Genomic DNA, 16,682 nt, shown 5'->3' with positions numbered 1-16,682 from the left:
AGTTGATTTATCCCATTACGCAGGTAAGCTGATCTCGTCATTTTAACATTATGCTCCAACCGTATTTTGCAGAAATGTCAAATTCCCTTCTTCTATCTCCAGGTTTATGGCATCAGACGACCTGAGCAGCTCCAGAAACTTTATAGGTTCATGTAACTGGTGACTAAAGAAAACACCTTTCTTCGGAGCTGATTTCATCATGTTTTCCAAGTGTAATACCGTGCTGAAGGCGGTTAGATGTGCTTGTCCCATTGCATCCTTCAAGGCGATTTTCCTGATTACCTTTCCATCATCTACCAGGACATCAAATATCGTTTGATCTCCTTTTCCATTAGCACTAAAAATCAGCCTCCTCATCGATAACGAAAGTACATCGAACAATTTGACCCTTTGAAAAGCACCCAGCAACCAGGTAATAAATTCAGAATTGTACGTCATTTTTACCTGTACCGTAGGCACTCCTTCCGCTTTATGAAGGATGTATAAGTCGGGTGTATCAAAATTATAGGCCTGTCTCTTGCCTATTCCAAATGAATAAGTATACTTTTCAGAATTCAGGAAGTGTTTTAGCCAGACCAGCTTATTTTGCACATATCCTTTAAAGGGTGTTGCTACATGCTCTGCCATGAAATGCGCTGAACTTTCACCAGCCAGGTCATTCACAGAATAATAAACAAACAGTTTTATAGATTTGATACTTTCTTTATCCGGCACAGCGAGAAAAGCCAGACTGCTCACCAAACCGCCCATCCAACCGGAGCTGAAAACAATCTGACTATTAATTGCTTTGTTTTGCGTCGATAGCAAGGCCTTTTCCAGGTCGGGAGTAGGTTTTGTAATGTCGATATAATCGATCCCACTGTCGATACAGTATTGTAAGATATGGTTGGATTTGTCGTTGGCACACAATACGACAAAATGGATGTTCTTTTCTTTGATGGAGGAAAAGGTTTGAGGATTGTTGACGTCTATCTGCAGAGCATTTGGCAAGGAAGCACTGAGGTTACGGCTTCCTATAAAGATCTGCACCGTTGGATTTCTTTCTTTGATCAGTTCCACAATCTTGTTTCCTACCAGCCCTTTTCCACCTACTACAAGGATATTGTTCTTTACGCTTTCCATATTTAAATGATAAATTTATATCGCAAAGTTGTTTCAAAAGACCAGGCTTCCAGCAGACAAATGTCCTAAAAGCTTCCAGTGCAAATAAACAAATGGCACGCTGAAAATAAGCCCAGAACGTGTAAGATTAATCACAATGCAGGATTAATAGAATAAAATTAGGACATGCAAAACAAAAATCATACTATATAAAAAAACTGCAAATGAATGTGCTTTTTTAAGTCATTCATTTGCAGCGTAAGAAGCATCCTTAAAGGCAGCGGCTGTTATTTTTCTAGTCCCATTTTACATTTAAATCATGCTTTTGAGCATAATTTTTTCCTATTTCAAGTAATAAGGCAAACTTTTTTTCGAAGGCAGGGACATATTTCTTTTCTATATTCTGAATAATTTGCTGTTTTTGATCTTCTGGACCTTTCGTATCGCAAAGCTTCGCATAAGCGGTGTATTCATTTTTATAAACAGGGATTACATATTCATATATGCTTAAGGATAAATCCTTAATTTCTTTGGTATCGTCATTTTCAGGAAGCTCTTTGATGTCTTTCAACACCTTTTCCATGTACAGTACATTATTATTTACATAAGTTACTGCCTCATCCCCCTTTTTCTTTGTCGAAGGTCGGTCGGCAAACTCCAGTGTTTGCAATTGGATGTGTTTTGCCAATCTATCCGTTCCAAAATCATTGATGGTATTGGTGTTCAGTACGGTTACCCCAAAAAATTTATCAGGTGAAGTGTTCAAGTTACAGGAAACAAAAAAGAAAGCGGCAGCTGCAGTCACCATTACTAATTTAGCAAGTGCTTTTAGGGAAAAAATATTCATTAAGTTCAATTGGAATAGAAAGATTATCTATCCATCTTAATCAAAGAGCAGGCCATATCTACTGAAAAAATGGGATAAAAAGCTATCCTGCTCATTACCTGAGCACTTAAATTACGGATATAATTCCCTCTGTCCTGGAAATTCAGAAATACTGGTCAATGAATTTTCATCATTACTTGTATCTTGTAAAGAAAAGACAACTCAACTTTGCTCAATGAAAGCAGACTGATTTTAAAAAGAAGATATATCATGAGTAAACTAAAGCTATTACTGACCTGGTTTTTTGGCCTTTTTATGCTGGGTGCCGGCATCAATCACCTCATCAAACCGGCATTTTACAACCCATTTATTCCAGAATGGATGCATGCCCTTGCTGTCAACTACCTTGTTGGATGTTTTGAGGCTGCTATTGGCCTGGGTTTACTCCTGCCAAAGTTCAGAAGAATTACGGCCATTGCCAATTTGCTGCTGATGATATTTTTCCTTCCCTTCCACCTCGCTGATGTTTTTAAGGCAAATCCGGCAATAGGTTCTCATTTATTAGCGTACATCCGACTACCTATTCAATTTCTTTTCATTTATTGGGCTTGGTTTATCATTCCGAAAGCAAAATAAACTGTTGATCACTGTAACTTTTTAGATCTTTGTAACGTTATCCTACTATTAAAACCTATCAAATGAATAAAAAAATATACCTGTCCTGCCTGATTCTATTGTCTGTTTGCTTCCATAGTGTGGCTCAGAAAAACCAGTTAAGGAACCAGATCAAGCAAGTGATTTCCAATAAAAAAGCAGATGTTGGTATTTCCGTTTATGCCATAGAAAGCAAGGATACCATTAGTGTGAATGGCGACGAGCACTACCCGATGCAGAGTGTTTTCAAATTCCACATTGCTATGGCGGTTTTGAATCAGGTCGATAAAGGTAAGTTTAGCTTATCACAGAAAATCCACATTAAGAAAAGTGACCTTTTACCGGATACCTGGAGCCCTATCCGCGATGCGCATCCAAATGGTGAGGTAGATTTGCCACTCTCTGAAATCATCAAATATACAGTGTCACAAAGTGACAATAACGGCTGCGACATCCTGATGAGGCTTCTTGGCGGCCCTAAACCGATCAACGACTATATCCACAGCCTTGGCGTTAAAGATGTAGCCATCAAGGCAAATGAAGAAGAAATGCATAAGGAATGGAATGTTCAATTCTCCAACTGGAGTACGCCAAAAGCCATTACCCAACTGCTGGTTAAATTCTATACTAAAAACCTATTGTCAAAAGAGAGTTTCAACTTCCTGTGGACTACCATGGTAGAAACTTCTACAGGCGTCAATAGAATCAAAGGGCAACTGCCAAAAGGAACCATCGTTGGCCATAAAACAGGTACTTCGGGCACCAATAATGCGGGTATTACAGCGGCAATTAACGATATGGGAATTGTTCGTCTACCAAATGGGCAACATTATGCCATCGCTGTATTTGTCTGTAATACAAAGGAAAATGAAGCCACTAATGATAAGATCATTTCGGACATTTCGAAACTGGTTTGGGATTACTACACGCATAAATCTAAATAATTATTGGAGTATAACTTAGCTTTGTATCCCTCCTTACCAGTTTTAAACCGTCATGAGTTTTAGGGCTCATGACGGTTTGTAATTTACATCACGAAACGACGGGTCAATTTGAAGGACCTCATCAGCAATACTACCAAAGCGCTGATGGCAAAAGTAAAGCAGGCAATACTTATAATTTTAACCAATGGGTGCAGCGGTGCGGCGATTGCCTCCACCACATCATAACCAACTTCTACAAAGACAAAGTGACAAAGGTAAATTCCAAAAGTCAGGGAAGCCAATTTCGACAATCCCGCAGAAGAAGCAATATTCATTTTCTGAACGATGACAAACACAGCAAAAGTCATCATAAATACGTTGATACCGGCAAAATACCATACAATTTCCAGGTTGGCATAATTGCCAGGGAAGTGCTTTTGAGTCTCAATGAATCCAAAAGAAGTGATCAGGTAGCCCAGTAAAAACATAGGAATGGTAATGCTCAGCATCTTATTCCAACTCCAATCCAATGGATATTTTACTAAATAATAAGCCAGAACCAGATAACCAGTAAAACCGGAGATGTAATAAAAAGTACCATAATCATTCCAGTCGCACACCCCAAAAAGCCCCATATTGCCGTAATTTCCGTTGTATCCCAATAATGGCGCTGCCATTTTGATGTAAGGCAAAAGCAAAGCGATCCCCCATACCCCTAGAAAAACCTCTATATCTTTTTTGGTTGCTTGTTTCAACCAGCCACTAAAAACCGGCATAATCAGGTAAAGACCAACCAGCATATACATATACCACAATGGAATGGTAGCAAAGCTAAAGTTGAAAATGAACGTGTATAACTTACCGAAGGTGGCATCAAAAGTATGATTAGCCAGGTTGAGTGCTTTATTTTGAGTACCTGGATTCACAAAATTCAGGTAAACGTAGAATAAAATAGGCAAGACAATCGACCAGAAAGCAAGGGGAATCAGAATCCTGACAATTCGTTTTTTATAGAAATCGGCTAGACTCATGTTGATGGGCAGCAATAAAACGCCAGACATCATCACGAATAAAGGAACACAGGCCCGGACAAAGCTTCCGGTAAACACTCCAGTAAGAAATGACTGCCGATTGGTATCAAACTGCGATACAAAAGGGTCACAACTGTGGGATAAAACCACTAAAAAACAAGCAATAATTCGCAATAGATTCACCCACCCCATCTCTCCCTGCACCTTTTTTTCCATATGATATATTTATTAAATTTCTAAAAGAGATCCATCCCAAAAAGACGCTATCCTTCCTCTACGAAATCGTATAAAATGGTAAAATGGTGTCGGTTAGTTTGAATGTTAATGCAAAGTAGCCAAAAGTTCCAACACAAATGAACAATAACGAAAATATTTAACCAAATAGTTCAGTATTCTCATCAAGGGTTCATCCCCTTCTTATCCTGTCTTAATCTCTTTCTTCTTTATTTGTAATATATAATAACAGGTAAATGAACACTTTATGAAACACAGCAGGAATATAATCAGTAAAAACAGCACAATGGTATTATTGATCGCTATACTATCCATTTCAGGCACGTTGATTCTTTCCGGATGTACACATCGCAGCAGCGCTGATACTGGAAATAAGAAATCCATCTCTGTAAAAGATGCTTTGGGACATCCCATTGAACTCGATAAACCTGTAGAAAGAATCGTGTGCTTATATGAACCGGCGTTGGATGCTTTATATATGTTAAAGGCAGAGGCGAAAATCGTTGGTATTTTCAACAGCATTTATACGAGTGATGAATTATACCCCTATTACGCTAAATTAGACGATAGAATCCAGCAAAAGCAACTCGCAGTTCCAGGAAACAATGGAGATGGGAACATAGAAAGCATCATGATGTTAAACCCTGATATCGTGATCCTGCAAGCGGCTCAGGAAGAGCTTGCAGCTGCATTAAGGTCGGTTGGTGTAAAGGTTTATACTGCCAATGTAGAAAAATACAATGAAGTGTTTCAAACCATGCGTGATCTGGCGGTGCTGACTGGAACTTCCGAAAGAGCCCATGACTTGATTGCTTACGTAGAGGGCGAATATGAGGCACTGAAAGCCAGATCAAGTACCCTACAGGCCAAGAAAAAAGCTTATTTCTCCTGGGCGTATGGTCGAATATTCTCAACTGCCGGCAGAAATAGCATGATGAACTTATGTCTGGAGATCGCTGGTGTAGAAAATGCCTGTCCTTTTGAGTTAGATCAACCCAATATCAATCCTGAAACCTTGGTGGGCTGGAATCCAGATTTGATCATTATGTGGAACGATAGTCCTGATGAGTTCTACAAGAGAAAAGAACTGGGAGAGGTTTCCACAGTCAAAAATAAGCAAATTTACAACCTGCTGCCTATGTTTTTCTATAACCCGCATACCTTAAAGTCGCTCAGCACTGCTGTGAGTATCCATAATTGGGCCTATCCAAATCCGGATGTGGATGTAAAACATCAAGTGGAACTGATAATGTTAAAGCTATATGGAGAAAAAGGCAAGGCACTTTAATTATTGAGATAGCAGAGGCGTCCATAATTAAAATTAGTCTTATTTCCACTCTAAATCCTCATCATCGTTTTCAAATTCGTCTTCACCATATTCTTCATCATTTCCTGAATTATCTATGTACAGATCATCGTCATCTTCAGAAAAATCATCGTCGTCATCCTCACCATCTTCCGGTATTGTAGGTCCTTTTGGGTCAATTTCTATATTTTCATCGATCAGCTTTTGTTCCCAATCCTGATCATTTAGATTTGTAGTTTCCATCGTCGTTTTGATTTAATGAAATAAGAATTACAAAGAGCGCGAACTAAATATTTACCATCCAAATAACATTCAGGCTACCAACTTGTTTCAAGAAAAAACAGAAATAATTATTAATGAAATACCCATGAAAATCTACAAATTACTCAATGGATCTTCCGGGTATTTTTGCGTTAATTACAGTATCTGTAGCATGCTTCTGCAGCTCCGCCTTTCCAGGCTTTTAAAGTAAAAAGAAAACTAATATGCTATGATACGCTTGGATAGGGTTTCATAAAAATTCTTCTCTTCTTTTTGCCTGACTTTTTCTTTTTTCCCCACCAAATCACAAAGCCTGTAATTGGTAATGAAGCACAGATCAGACTGACTATGAAAAAGAGAATTTTTGTCGGCAACTCTCCTATTGCACCAATATGGACGCCATAATTCAGCCTCCGGATCAAGTCGGCAAAGTTTTCATCCATCAATTTCTTATTAGAGGCTGGCAGGACCTCTAAAGTATGTTGATCCAGGTAAACATCCCGCCAGGTACCATTAAACATATCTGTGCAGACATAAATAGCCTCAGAAGCCTTCTCAGGGAAGCTTACAATGATTTCTTTCGGATTGTGCGCTGCGAGTTCGTTCATTCCTTTATACCAGGCTTGATCTACCTGTTCCAGCATTTTTGTCTGAGGATTATTTAGCGTATCTGAAACCGCTTCTATTCTAGCTTTATCCGTTCCTCCTGCGATCCAGAAAACCCCTTTATTGAACCACTGGAAGCTCATCATTAAGCCAGTGATCGCAAATAAAAGCGCAACAATGATGGAGTAGAACCCCAAAACATTATGTAGATCATAGTTCAGGCGCTTAAACCTGGCTTTCCATTTGATTTTAAAGCTTTGATCCCGGCCTTTCTTATTCCATCTTTTTGGCCACCATAAAACCAGCCCGCTAAGCAGCAAAATGAAAAATATGAAGGTTCCCCAACCTACGATTACACTACCTATTTCTTTCGGTAGCCAAAGGTAAAAGTGGCCTTCTTCTACGAGATGAAAAAAGTCTTCGTGATCAACCATAGCCACCACTTTGGCAGTATAGGGATCTACGAATACCGTAGAATCTGAATTTACTGTGACCTGTGCGGTACGGTTTTCACCATAATACCAGACGGAATGTACTTCTTTATGAGGCAACACTTTAAGCACTGCCTCTTGAATTTTAGATGGAGGCAATAATGCTTTTCCATTTGATTCTGCGTGGTGCCATGGAGAAGAAACATTTCTGATTTCCTGTTCAAAAACAAGGATGCAACCGGTGATGCCCAGAACCACCACGACGATGCCGGAAGCGATTCCAAACCAGAGGTGAACCCAGGCATTTATTTTTTTAAAGATCATTTAAGAAATATAAAATGTTCAATTATTTCAGTTTCTCTATGCGAAGGATATAGTCGATACCGCCTACAAATTCCACTCCTTTTGTCAATTGATCAGTTGCAGGATTATATTGCCAGATGTAATCTCTGTCGGCTGCATTTACCGCAATGAAGGCCTTACCACCCTCTACAATTACTGCATTCACCATACGCTCCCCTTTATCTGCAGGGAGATCCAATTTCTTGATCATCGTACCAGATTTTATGTCAATCAATCTGTAATAATGGTCCAGATCAATATTATCCCCACTAATTCTAGAGCGGACAATTGCTTTCCCATTTCCTATGTACCACATTGCTGCGCCTTTTTCATTATTAGATGCAGCGGAGAAATTAAAGAAATAGTCAGGATCAATCTCTGTAGATCCACTTTTAATGCGGTACATGACAGATGGAGATTTGTAGTCATAACCTGTTACCGGATCACTGATAAAGTATAAATCATTGTTTTCATCTACAAAAGAGGAAGGTGCATAAATGTTCAAACTGCCTAATCCGGTGGTACGGGTTTCTTCCAGGGACTTTTCAACCGCCATCGTATGGTAATCAATTACAGCAACAAAAGATTTTGGATAAACTGGCATATTTGGAAACACACTCCAATCATTGGAGGCAAAACTGTAACCAAGAAATAGTTTACTGTCTCTATACTGTGCAAATCCAAAGCTGTATTGCTGGAATCCAGCAGGGATTTTACCTAGATCAAATTTGCCAGTTTTAATGGTCATCTTGTCCACTTTAACTACTGCAAAACGAGCTTCGCCATTTCCTTCACCAAAAATTACCAGGGTATTGTTGTCTGCCCAAGCGTAAGAACTCCAGCTCAGGTAAGCGAAAGGAATCTCTTTATCAATGAGTAATGATCCGTTTTCCACATGATATTTGCCGAAACGTCCGCTGGTAGAATTCATGTGGTAATACAAACCGTCTCTTTGAATCACATCCTGCGCATAAACCTTACCGGTCATCTCCGCACCATTTCCTTTCAGGCTGATGGTTCCGCTCGTTAAAGAGGGAATACTGGAGATATAATAAGCGGTATTTGGCCAGCTCCCTACACAAAGAATTGCCGCATAATTGGTGCCTTCTTCTACCTGTCCTTCTTTTCTTTTTTCACAACCGCTGATGCTAAGCACTAAGATAGTTAGCATTAAAAGTTTAGCCGTATGTCTAAATAATGTATTCATATATATGATGATAATAGATTGGTATTCTTGTTATTATTTTATAATTACTGAATAAAGTATCTGAATTTTACTGAGAATGACCTGCCTGGTTTCTGAAGTTTAAAATTGTCGTAAGTCAGCTGATCCGTTAAGTTTCTACATTCTGCGGAAATGTTGTATTTGCCTTTTTGCAGGGAGTAACTCAGTGATGCACTATGGACAAACTGAGTTGGAATATCCGACTTATCAATTGGGTTTCCTTTACTTTCCCAGGTCAGGTAAAACCAGTTTACATACTGTGTGAACCAGTTGAATTGCAGTCGGGTATCCTTTCCAAGCAGGTTATCCTGTCCAATGGTAAAGTCGGCATTTCCAAACAACCAGGGTTGATTAGGGATTTTATTCAGGTAAGTACCTGGCACGCTATAAGATTCCGTTTGTCCTTCTTTTGTGGTATTTATCGCGTTTTGATAAGTCAGATTCAGTGTTAAGGATAGCAACTGAGCATAACTATATCTGGCTTCGGATTCAAATCCTGTAATGCGTACACTGCTTTGGTTTTCACTTTTGATCAATTTGGATCGAACATCAGGTACGGGAAAGATAAAATCTTTGGCGTTACGATAGAATCCTGAAGCTTCGAAGAAGAAGCTGTTTTTATTAATCTGGAAACCATAATAGGCGCCAAGGTTTAAATTGTGACTGCTTTCTGGTTTTAAATTAGGGTTTCCCAGTACATTTAATCCATCACCAAATACTTCTTCTGTTTCCTGAAGCCTGTAGGAATGTTCATATGAAGCCTTTAGGCCGATCCCATCTGTCAATTTATATCTGGAAGCGATTCCATAGCCAAAATTCGAGAAAGTGGTATCCTGCGTTACATAACGGCCAGTTATAGATTTTGACCTCTCTAAACCCAGGTGATAATATTTAGCAAAGATGGTATTGGATAACCTATTGTCTAACAGATTTTGCTGATAAGCAAAGCCTAGAATTTGTTTATTAATTAATCCTGGTACACTATCGTGATCTGTTTGCAATTGATTGAAGTTCTTATTTTTCAAATGATCAATCGTATAATTCAGGTTCAAAGAGTGCTCATTGTTGATGACATAACTGAGGTTGGCCATTAAATAAGTACGGGGTCTGACGATGTTACTAATCGATTTGACACTATTTCCCATTTCCGTATATCCTTTGGTAAAATAAGTACCATCCCAGTTGTAATTGCGGAAAGCGGTATCAGTAGTCTTATAAGTATCTTTTGATCGGGCTGCGAATACGCTTAAGTTTAGCCCTTCTGTAATAAAATTGTTCTTTTTATAGCGTAAAGTGGCGCTTTTCGCGAAATTGGTACGTTTTACTTTACCATAAACAGTCTGTTGATCAAAACCAGTTTGCAGGTCTTGATGGCCTTCATTATAGCCTCCGCCAACAAATAACACATCTGCCCAGCTTTTATTTGTGATCCCTACTTCAACTTGTCCGAGGGCCGACAAGTAATTATCGTGGAAACGTCTGGCATCTCCTTTATAATATTCTGCACCGTTTACATCGTAAATGAAGTTGCCATCCCTCAGTCCACCGCTTACAAGATCTACGTTTTTCATCTTGTAACTATTTTCTGAGGAGTTGAAGAATCCATTTCCTTTAATAATCAGACCCGTTTGTTGGTTTACATACTGCCCTGTTAAGGACGACCTATTCGTTTGAAAAGAGCCATAGCTATGGCTTAAATCCAGGTAATTGCTTACTTTTTGATTGGTCACCACGTTTACCGCGCCGCCCATCGCATCGGCACCTAATTGTACAGGTACTACGCCTTTGTAAACTTCCAATCGCTCGGCCATGTTTACCGGGATATTGTTTAAAGACATTGCGCTGCCCATCACATCCATTGGAATCCCGTCGATGAAAAACTTGACCTGCTTTCCGGATAAACCATTGATAGAGAACTTAAAATCAGACCCTAAACCTCCTTGCTCTCGAATCCTCACCCCTGTACTTCTGTTTAAGATCTGGTTCAGGTCGGCAGTAGTATTCGCATATTTCTTCGTTTCAATAGCGTTTACAGAGAAACCAGACTCTTTTACCTGCTGGGTTTTCGTTTTCCCATTGATGTTTACATCATGAAGCTGCTGCTGGTCTTTTTTTAAAGAAAAGTTTAGGTTTAAATTCTGAGCTGGTTTTAACGTTACCTGTTTACTGTCCTTTTCGTAACCAAGAAAGGAAATGCTGACGGTGTAAGTTCCAGGCACCAGATTTTTCAGTTCATAATAACCCTGAGCATTGGACACTACCCCTTGCTTAGTGCCTTTTAAAAAGATGGAAGCTCCTGTAATCGGTTCGCTGCCGTCTTTTACATATCCCGAAATGGTAGCAGTAGTTTGTGAATGTGCAGCAAATGAAAAGCTGCTGAGGAGAATGAGTAGTAGAATTTTTCCGTAGGTCATTATTTTAATATTGTGCATTTATACCTGTTAGTAGCATAAGCACAATATTCCCGAAGGTGCAACTGGAAAAAAAATAAAGAATTATCTCAGCTGATCAATTCTAAGGATGAAATCTGTATTTCCAGCAAGCTCCAATCCTTTGCTTAGAGCACCGGTTTTAAGGTCATATTTCCAGATAAAGTTACCTTCTGCTGAGGAGTTTATGGAAATGTAGGCGATGTTATCCTTTAACAATACGCATTCCCTTCTGGTTCCTTTATCTAAAGGAAGTGCCAGCTTATTGATCACTTTATTATTTTTCACATCTACCAGGTAGAATTCAAAATGTGGCGTACTGTAATGATCCCAAAGCCCTTTGAATAGGTCTTTTCGCTCTGCTCGGACGATGGCTTTGTTGCCTCCAACAGGCCACATTCCATAGGCATGATTGCCAATTGACCTGGATATATTGAAAAAGTAATGAGGGTCTGGGGAAGTTTCATTTTTATTGATGCGCAGGATTCCAGTAGCGAGTTCCGGGCGATTTCCCAAGGCGATCCCTGGACAGTCCATGAAGTAGAAATCACCTTCTGCATCCTCAAAAGAAGAGGTTTGAACGGTATTCACACCACCTGGATAGGTAGAACGTGTATCCTTTGCTGTTTTTACGGCGGTCATTTGCGGGTAATTCAGTTCGGTCACATAGGTGGTATCACTTGTAGTGTAATTGAGCAGTCCAAGTTCCTGATGGTAAGTATAGCCAACCAGCAGCTTTGAACCCTGCTTTTTCACAAAGCCTACCGACATATTGTCGAAATTTCCAGAAGGAACCGGAATTTCCATATTTCCCTCACTGATGGGCTTCATTGCTGCCACCTTGAGCATGTTATATTTCACTTGCGTAAATTCTGGCGTATTTAAACCTGTGAGCAGCAAAGTATCTCTGCCTAGCCAATGAAAGTTTTCAATAGAGAACTTTGCTAAAGGCATAGATTGAACTTCCCTCAGTTGTTTGTCTTTTAGCTCATACTTTACCAATGCCGCTTTTTTCCTGTTGAGGTGATAATAGTAGCCGTTTTTCACGATCACGCTACGATCCATTTCCTTGGTGTTCAGCTCAGCACCCTCCTTTTCAGGGAGGATCACTCCTGCATCGAGCTGATCAGTTTCTACTATATACTCGCTTCCATCCTTAGCCAGGATGTAAATACTGTATTTGTGAGCACCTTCATTTTTAGCGGTCAACGCGCCGTCTGTACACCCAAAAAGGCTGGTCAGCAGCAACAAAAGAAAAGAGAGAGAACGATTAGATGTTGAATTCATTGATAATTTGCTTTTGAAGAATCGGAGGCAGATCCATCAGGTTCTTCTCACTAACGATGATCTGATTTGTTCCTTCTTTGCTTTTAAGTATGATATAAGTTTGACCTTTTTTGAAAGTGATCTTTTCAGGACTACCTTCAAATTGTAGTGTCATGTCTTTTTTAGGGGAAATGAGTATGCTTCCGGATAGGTCTACCACACCGGTTAGGTTGTCGATTTTAGCAGATGTACTGGTTCCAACCGATAAGGCATAGCCTTTTACTTCCAGATGATGTACCTTTACGGTCGAAGTATTGTTCACTGATACCAGCTCAGGATCTGTTTGCTGCCGGTTTTTCTGCAATTGCACTATGGCTAAACTAGACATCGCTAGCACTATAGTGGCCGCTGTCCCAAGCATCCAAAAGGAATACTTACGGATTGGTTTTTCAGGTAAAGGCTTTGCTTTTGTTTCAATATGCGCTTCCTCCGGAAGAATATCAGCGATTCCCCTCCAGATGTCTGCTTTATGAGCTGCTTTAGACTCGCCCAATGGCAATTGAAGACCTTCATCGGTATGGCTGGAAAATAACCATTCCTCCACTGCATCACGCTCTTCGGTGCTGCATTGATTGCGATGGTATTTTTCTATGAGGTCTTTGTCAATGTTCATTTTCGTGTAAACGCCTACTTTTATCGGAATACAAACTTATATAAAATATTAGTAGCATAATGACTCGTTTTCCGTAATGCCCCAGCTAATTTCATTCAGAATATTCGGAAAGACGTTGTCTGAGGGCAGCTAGACTTTTGGTAATGTGGTATTCTACAGCCCTTTCGCTGATGAATAAGGCAATAGCAATTTCTTTGTTGCTCATACCTTGCTCCCTACTCATCCGGTATACCTTTTTACACTGACAAGGGAGGGTATCAACGAGAAGATTGACACTTTCCTTAAGGTTGGTGTAGTTGATGTGTTCTTCTGTGCAATTTGTAGAATGTGTACAATCCTGGTATTTGATACATATGTGCTTTTCACGGCTCACTTTGTTTCGGATGTATTCAAAAGTTTTGAATTTTGCAGAGCGGATCAGGTAATTGCTCACGTTTTCGAGTTCGAGCTCCGCTCTTCTCTCCCACAGTGATTTAAAGATGTCCTGAACCATTTCTTTTGCCGGTTCAATCTCTCTGATGTTGTTGTAACATACGGCGTAAACCTTGTCCCAATACATATTGTATATGGTTTCAAAAGTTTGTCGGTTGATACGGGTAAAGGTATCAGCTGCGTGTATGTTTGTGGTTTTTGGCAAAATTGGTTCTAAAGACTGTGCAGCAAATATATACTATTTAGACTAATTACAAACAAAGGCCTTACGAAATATTTAAGCGTGGTATCACTTATCATTAGATAATATTAAAAAAGAGAATTGCATTGAAAACAACACAGGCCAACCCTGTTATTGGATTGGCCTGTGTTTTCAATATGTATATAAAAAATGAGCGTTAGTTGTAATAACTGCTATTTAGATTTGCATTTGCTTTTTCTGCAGCTTCAATTGGGGAATAGTCGGAAAGGAGAATTGGAGCGCCCTTTTTCACACAAACATTGTGTTCGAAATGAACTGCTGGTAAACCATCTTGCGTAGAAATCGTCCAGCCGTCCTCTTCTGTAAAGATTTGACGACTTCCCATAGTGATCATCGGCTCAATTGCCAACACCATGTTTTCAATTAACTTTTTACCGCTTCCTTTTCTGCCGTAATTTGGCACTTGAGGATCTTCATGCATCTCTCTGCCTACACCATGGCCTACCATCTCGCGTACTACGCCATAACCATGTTTTCCATTGGTATACTGCTCAATAGCATAACCTATATCGCCAGTACGGTTGCCCGCTACTGCTTGTTTTATTCCAACATAAAGTGATTCTTTGGTAATTCTTACCAAGTCAAGCACTTTTTGCGCCACTTCACCCATAATAAAAGTATAGGCATGATCACCATGAAAACCATTCTTATCAACCACAGTATCAATAGAAACTACATCACCTTCTTTTATAATATATTCACTCGGGAAACCATGAACAACCTGCTCATTTATAGAAATACAAAGGCTGTAAGGGAAACCGTGGTAACCTTTACAAGTTGGATTTGCACCATTGTCTCTAATAAACTGCTCTGCCATTACATCAAGAGACACCGTAGTGATTCCTGGTTTAAGAATCTTAGCCACCTCTGTAATCGTAGCACTTACCAATAAACAACTTTCACGTTGAATCTCAACTTCCTCATCCGTCTTATACATACTCTTTTGCTATTTAACTCTGAACGACCTGATATCTGTTCAGAAGATTTATTTTTTAAGTTTAGAATTACAAATATATGGGAAGAATGGTATTTATATGTAAAAAATATTCATATCCGTGTAATTTCAAGAGAAATATGATAAAGTACTTAACATCAATTGATTTGTTTAAAAAAGTGCGTATAGAGTGCTTTAAAGCACTTTATTCAAAAGTTGAGGAAATTATGATCAAGGAAAAATAAGCATAAAATTATTCAGCTAAAATACAGCAGCTTACAGAGTAAAAGCGTTTTTTTAGCATCGTTAAGGCTGATTTTACATAATAATTAATATCTTTGCATTACCAAACAACGAAATAATAATTGATTCCGTAGCTCAGCTGGTAGAGCATTACACTTTTAATGTAGTGGTCCTGGGTTCGAATCCCAGCGGGATCACCAGAAATAGTAACAAAACGTTTAAAAGCCTGCAAATCAATTGATTGCAGGCTTTTTGTTTTTACCCAAACCTACAGTTTATTCAATAAATCACATTTAAAAAGTGAGTGATTCGGTGAGTAAATTGAAGTTCCCCCGACTCACCGAATAAACGTGTTAACATTCTGATATACAGAAAGTTCATTCATTAAACGACTTGACGTCAATTAACTGCAAGGCTACATTTGTTTAACCTTAAATCAGTTGATTATGAAAACGAATTTCAGTATGCTATTCTACATGAAAAAGCAAAAAAACTATTCTTGCGGTGATTCCCCTATCTATTTAAGGATTACCGTAGAAGGAAATCGTGTGGAAATTACTACAGGACAAGAATGCAAACCGGAACACTGGAATCCCAAAACCGGACGATTAACCGGAACTAAAGAAGATACAAAAAGGTTTAATGCCTATCTGGACAACTTACAGGCAATGGTTTATCGGGCACACAAAGATCTTACCCAAGCTGGTGTTGCAGTTACCGCAGAAAGTATCAGAAACAAATTTCAAGGAAAAGACACCGCAACACACACCCTTTTAGAGGCTGTGAAGAATCACAACAGAAAAATGAAAGCTTTGGTAGGTAAACAATATGCGATTGGAACTTTAAAAAGATTTGAGATACTGGAACGCCACCTTCAAGCCTTTATGCTCGAAAAGCACAAGGTCAATGATGTAGATATCAAAGAAATAAACCATGCGTTTATCAGCGATTTCGAATTTTACCTGAGAACAGAAAACAGCTGTGCGAATAATACAGCTATACGATACCTTAAAAACTTCGGCAAGATCATCCGCATTTGTTTAAATCTAAAATGGATAGACAATGACCCAATGTTTGGCTATAAGCTTAAATCTAAACCGGTAGAGCGCCCATTTCTGTCGGAGGAAGAACTACAACGCATTGCGCAAAAACAGTTTAGTACTACAAGGCTTTTGCAAGTTAGGGATGTGTTTCTGTTTTGCTGTTTTACCGGACTTGCTTATGCTGACGTTCAAAAACTAAAGCTGTCCAACATCACCAAAGGAGTTGATGGTAACCACTGGATCTTCACCAATAGAAAGAAAACCAATATCCGTTCGGCGATCCCTCTGTTACCTTCTGCAATGACGATTTTAGACCGATATGCCGAGAATGAATATTGTGTTGTTAAAGACAGAGCGATGCCAGTGGCGAGCAACCAAAAGACGAATGAGTATTGTGCGCCCGTAAAGGTTTTGTAATGAATGTCTCTTTGGCAAGAGACTAGACTAGGTTCCAAGTCTA

15 protein-coding genes and 1 tRNA gene are annotated in these 16,682 nt (G+C 39.3%); 5 read left to right on the top strand and 11 right to left on the bottom strand.

Annotated features, from left to right (window positions below; all coding sequences use genetic code 11):
- Positions 1-48 precede the first annotated feature (48 nt).
- On the bottom strand, positions 49-1,122 hold the full coding sequence (locus K7X70_RS23920; protein ID WP_222539442.1) for a saccharopine dehydrogenase NADP-binding domain-containing protein: 1,074 nt from the start codon (positions 1,120-1,122) through the stop codon (positions 49-51).
- Positions 1,123-1,396: 274 nt separating this feature from the next.
- The gene (locus K7X70_RS23915) at positions 1,397-1,948 is read right to left on the bottom strand and encodes a hypothetical protein (RefSeq protein WP_222539441.1); all 552 of its coding nucleotides are present in this window, start codon (positions 1,946-1,948) and stop codon (positions 1,397-1,399) included.
- A gap of 249 nt (positions 1,949-2,197) precedes the next feature.
- Here K7X70_RS23915 and K7X70_RS23910 point away from each other — a divergent pair, with 249 nt between their 5' ends.
- Together K7X70_RS23910 and bla are read left to right on the top strand one after the other, a co-directional pair.
- Positions 2,198-2,563, top strand: coding sequence for a DoxX family protein (locus K7X70_RS23910; protein WP_222539440.1), 366 nt, complete (start codon positions 2,198-2,200; stop codon positions 2,561-2,563).
- 62 nt (positions 2,564-2,625) lie between these two features.
- On the top strand, positions 2,626-3,525 hold the full coding sequence (bla, locus tag K7X70_RS23905) for a class A beta-lactamase, subclass A2 (protein ID WP_222539439.1): 900 nt from the start codon (positions 2,626-2,628) through the stop codon (positions 3,523-3,525).
- Positions 3,526-3,608: 83 nt separating this feature from the next.
- Here bla and K7X70_RS23900 read toward each other — a convergent pair whose 3' ends face one another.
- Positions 3,609-4,751: an acyltransferase gene (locus K7X70_RS23900; RefSeq protein ID WP_222539438.1), complete on the bottom strand. Its 1,143-nt coding sequence runs from the start codon at positions 4,749-4,751 to the stop codon at positions 3,609-3,611.
- A gap of 265 nt (positions 4,752-5,016) precedes the next feature.
- Here K7X70_RS23900 and K7X70_RS23895 point away from each other — a divergent pair, with 265 nt between their 5' ends.
- Positions 5,017-6,057: an ABC transporter substrate-binding protein gene (locus K7X70_RS23895; RefSeq protein ID WP_222539437.1), complete on the top strand. Its 1,041-nt coding sequence runs from the start codon at positions 5,017-5,019 to the stop codon at positions 6,055-6,057.
- 39 nt (positions 6,058-6,096) lie between these two features.
- Here the strand turns inward: K7X70_RS23895 and K7X70_RS23890 are convergent, their stop codons facing one another.
- From K7X70_RS23890 to map, 8 genes are all read right to left on the bottom strand, one after another.
- On the bottom strand, positions 6,097-6,318 hold the full coding sequence (locus tag K7X70_RS23890; protein ID WP_222539436.1) for a hypothetical protein: 222 nt from the start codon (positions 6,316-6,318) through the stop codon (positions 6,097-6,099).
- A 245-nt stretch (positions 6,319-6,563) separates the two neighbouring features.
- Positions 6,564-7,697, bottom strand: a complete 1,134-nt coding sequence (locus K7X70_RS23885; RefSeq protein WP_222539435.1) for a PepSY-associated TM helix domain-containing protein — start codon at positions 7,695-7,697, stop codon at positions 6,564-6,566.
- Positions 7,698-7,719: 22 nt separating this feature from the next.
- Positions 7,720-8,922 carry a DUF4374 domain-containing protein gene (locus K7X70_RS23880; protein WP_255607626.1) on the bottom strand — a complete coding sequence of 401 codons (1,203 nt, stop codon included), beginning with the start codon at positions 8,920-8,922 and terminating at the stop codon, positions 7,720-7,722.
- Between the two features lie 44 nt (positions 8,923-8,966).
- Positions 8,967-11,354, bottom strand: coding sequence for a TonB-dependent receptor (locus K7X70_RS23875; protein WP_222539434.1), 2,388 nt, complete (start codon positions 11,352-11,354; stop codon positions 8,967-8,969).
- Between the two features lie 81 nt (positions 11,355-11,435).
- Positions 11,436-12,656, bottom strand: a complete 1,221-nt coding sequence (locus K7X70_RS23870; RefSeq protein ID WP_222539433.1) for a DUF4374 domain-containing protein — start codon at positions 12,654-12,656, stop codon at positions 11,436-11,438.
- A complete protein-coding gene (locus K7X70_RS23865; RefSeq protein WP_222539432.1) occupies positions 12,640-13,308 on the bottom strand; it encodes a hypothetical protein in 669 nt (222 codons plus the stop codon). The genes K7X70_RS23870 and K7X70_RS23865 overlap by 17 nt, the downstream gene beginning before the upstream one ends.
- A 91-nt stretch (positions 13,309-13,399) precedes the next feature.
- Entirely contained in the window at positions 13,400-13,945 is a 546-nt protein-coding gene (locus tag K7X70_RS23860) for an RNA polymerase sigma-70 factor (protein ID WP_255607625.1), read from the bottom strand.
- A gap of 193 nt (positions 13,946-14,138) precedes the next feature.
- Positions 14,139-14,939 carry a type I methionyl aminopeptidase gene (map, locus tag K7X70_RS23855; RefSeq protein ID WP_222539430.1) on the bottom strand — a complete coding sequence of 267 codons (801 nt, stop codon included), beginning with the start codon at positions 14,937-14,939 and terminating at the stop codon, positions 14,139-14,141.
- 364 nt (positions 14,940-15,303) lie between these two features.
- Between map and K7X70_RS23850 the strand changes: the two genes are divergently transcribed.
- Positions 15,304-15,379 (top strand) — tRNA-Lys (locus K7X70_RS23850).
- A gap of 246 nt (positions 15,380-15,625) precedes the next feature.
- Complete coding sequence (locus K7X70_RS23845) at positions 15,626-16,639, top strand: site-specific integrase (RefSeq protein WP_222539429.1); 1,014 nt, start codon at positions 15,626-15,628, stop codon at positions 16,637-16,639.
- The last annotated feature ends 43 nt before the right edge of the window (positions 16,640-16,682 follow it).

This window comes from Pedobacter polysacchareus, assembly GCF_019802255.1.
Classification (GTDB): domain Bacteria; phylum Bacteroidota; class Bacteroidia; order Sphingobacteriales; family Sphingobacteriaceae; genus Pedobacter; species Pedobacter polysacchareus.
The sequence above is the reverse complement of the archived record's forward strand: the minus strand, read 5'-3'. Positions and strand labels throughout refer to the sequence as shown.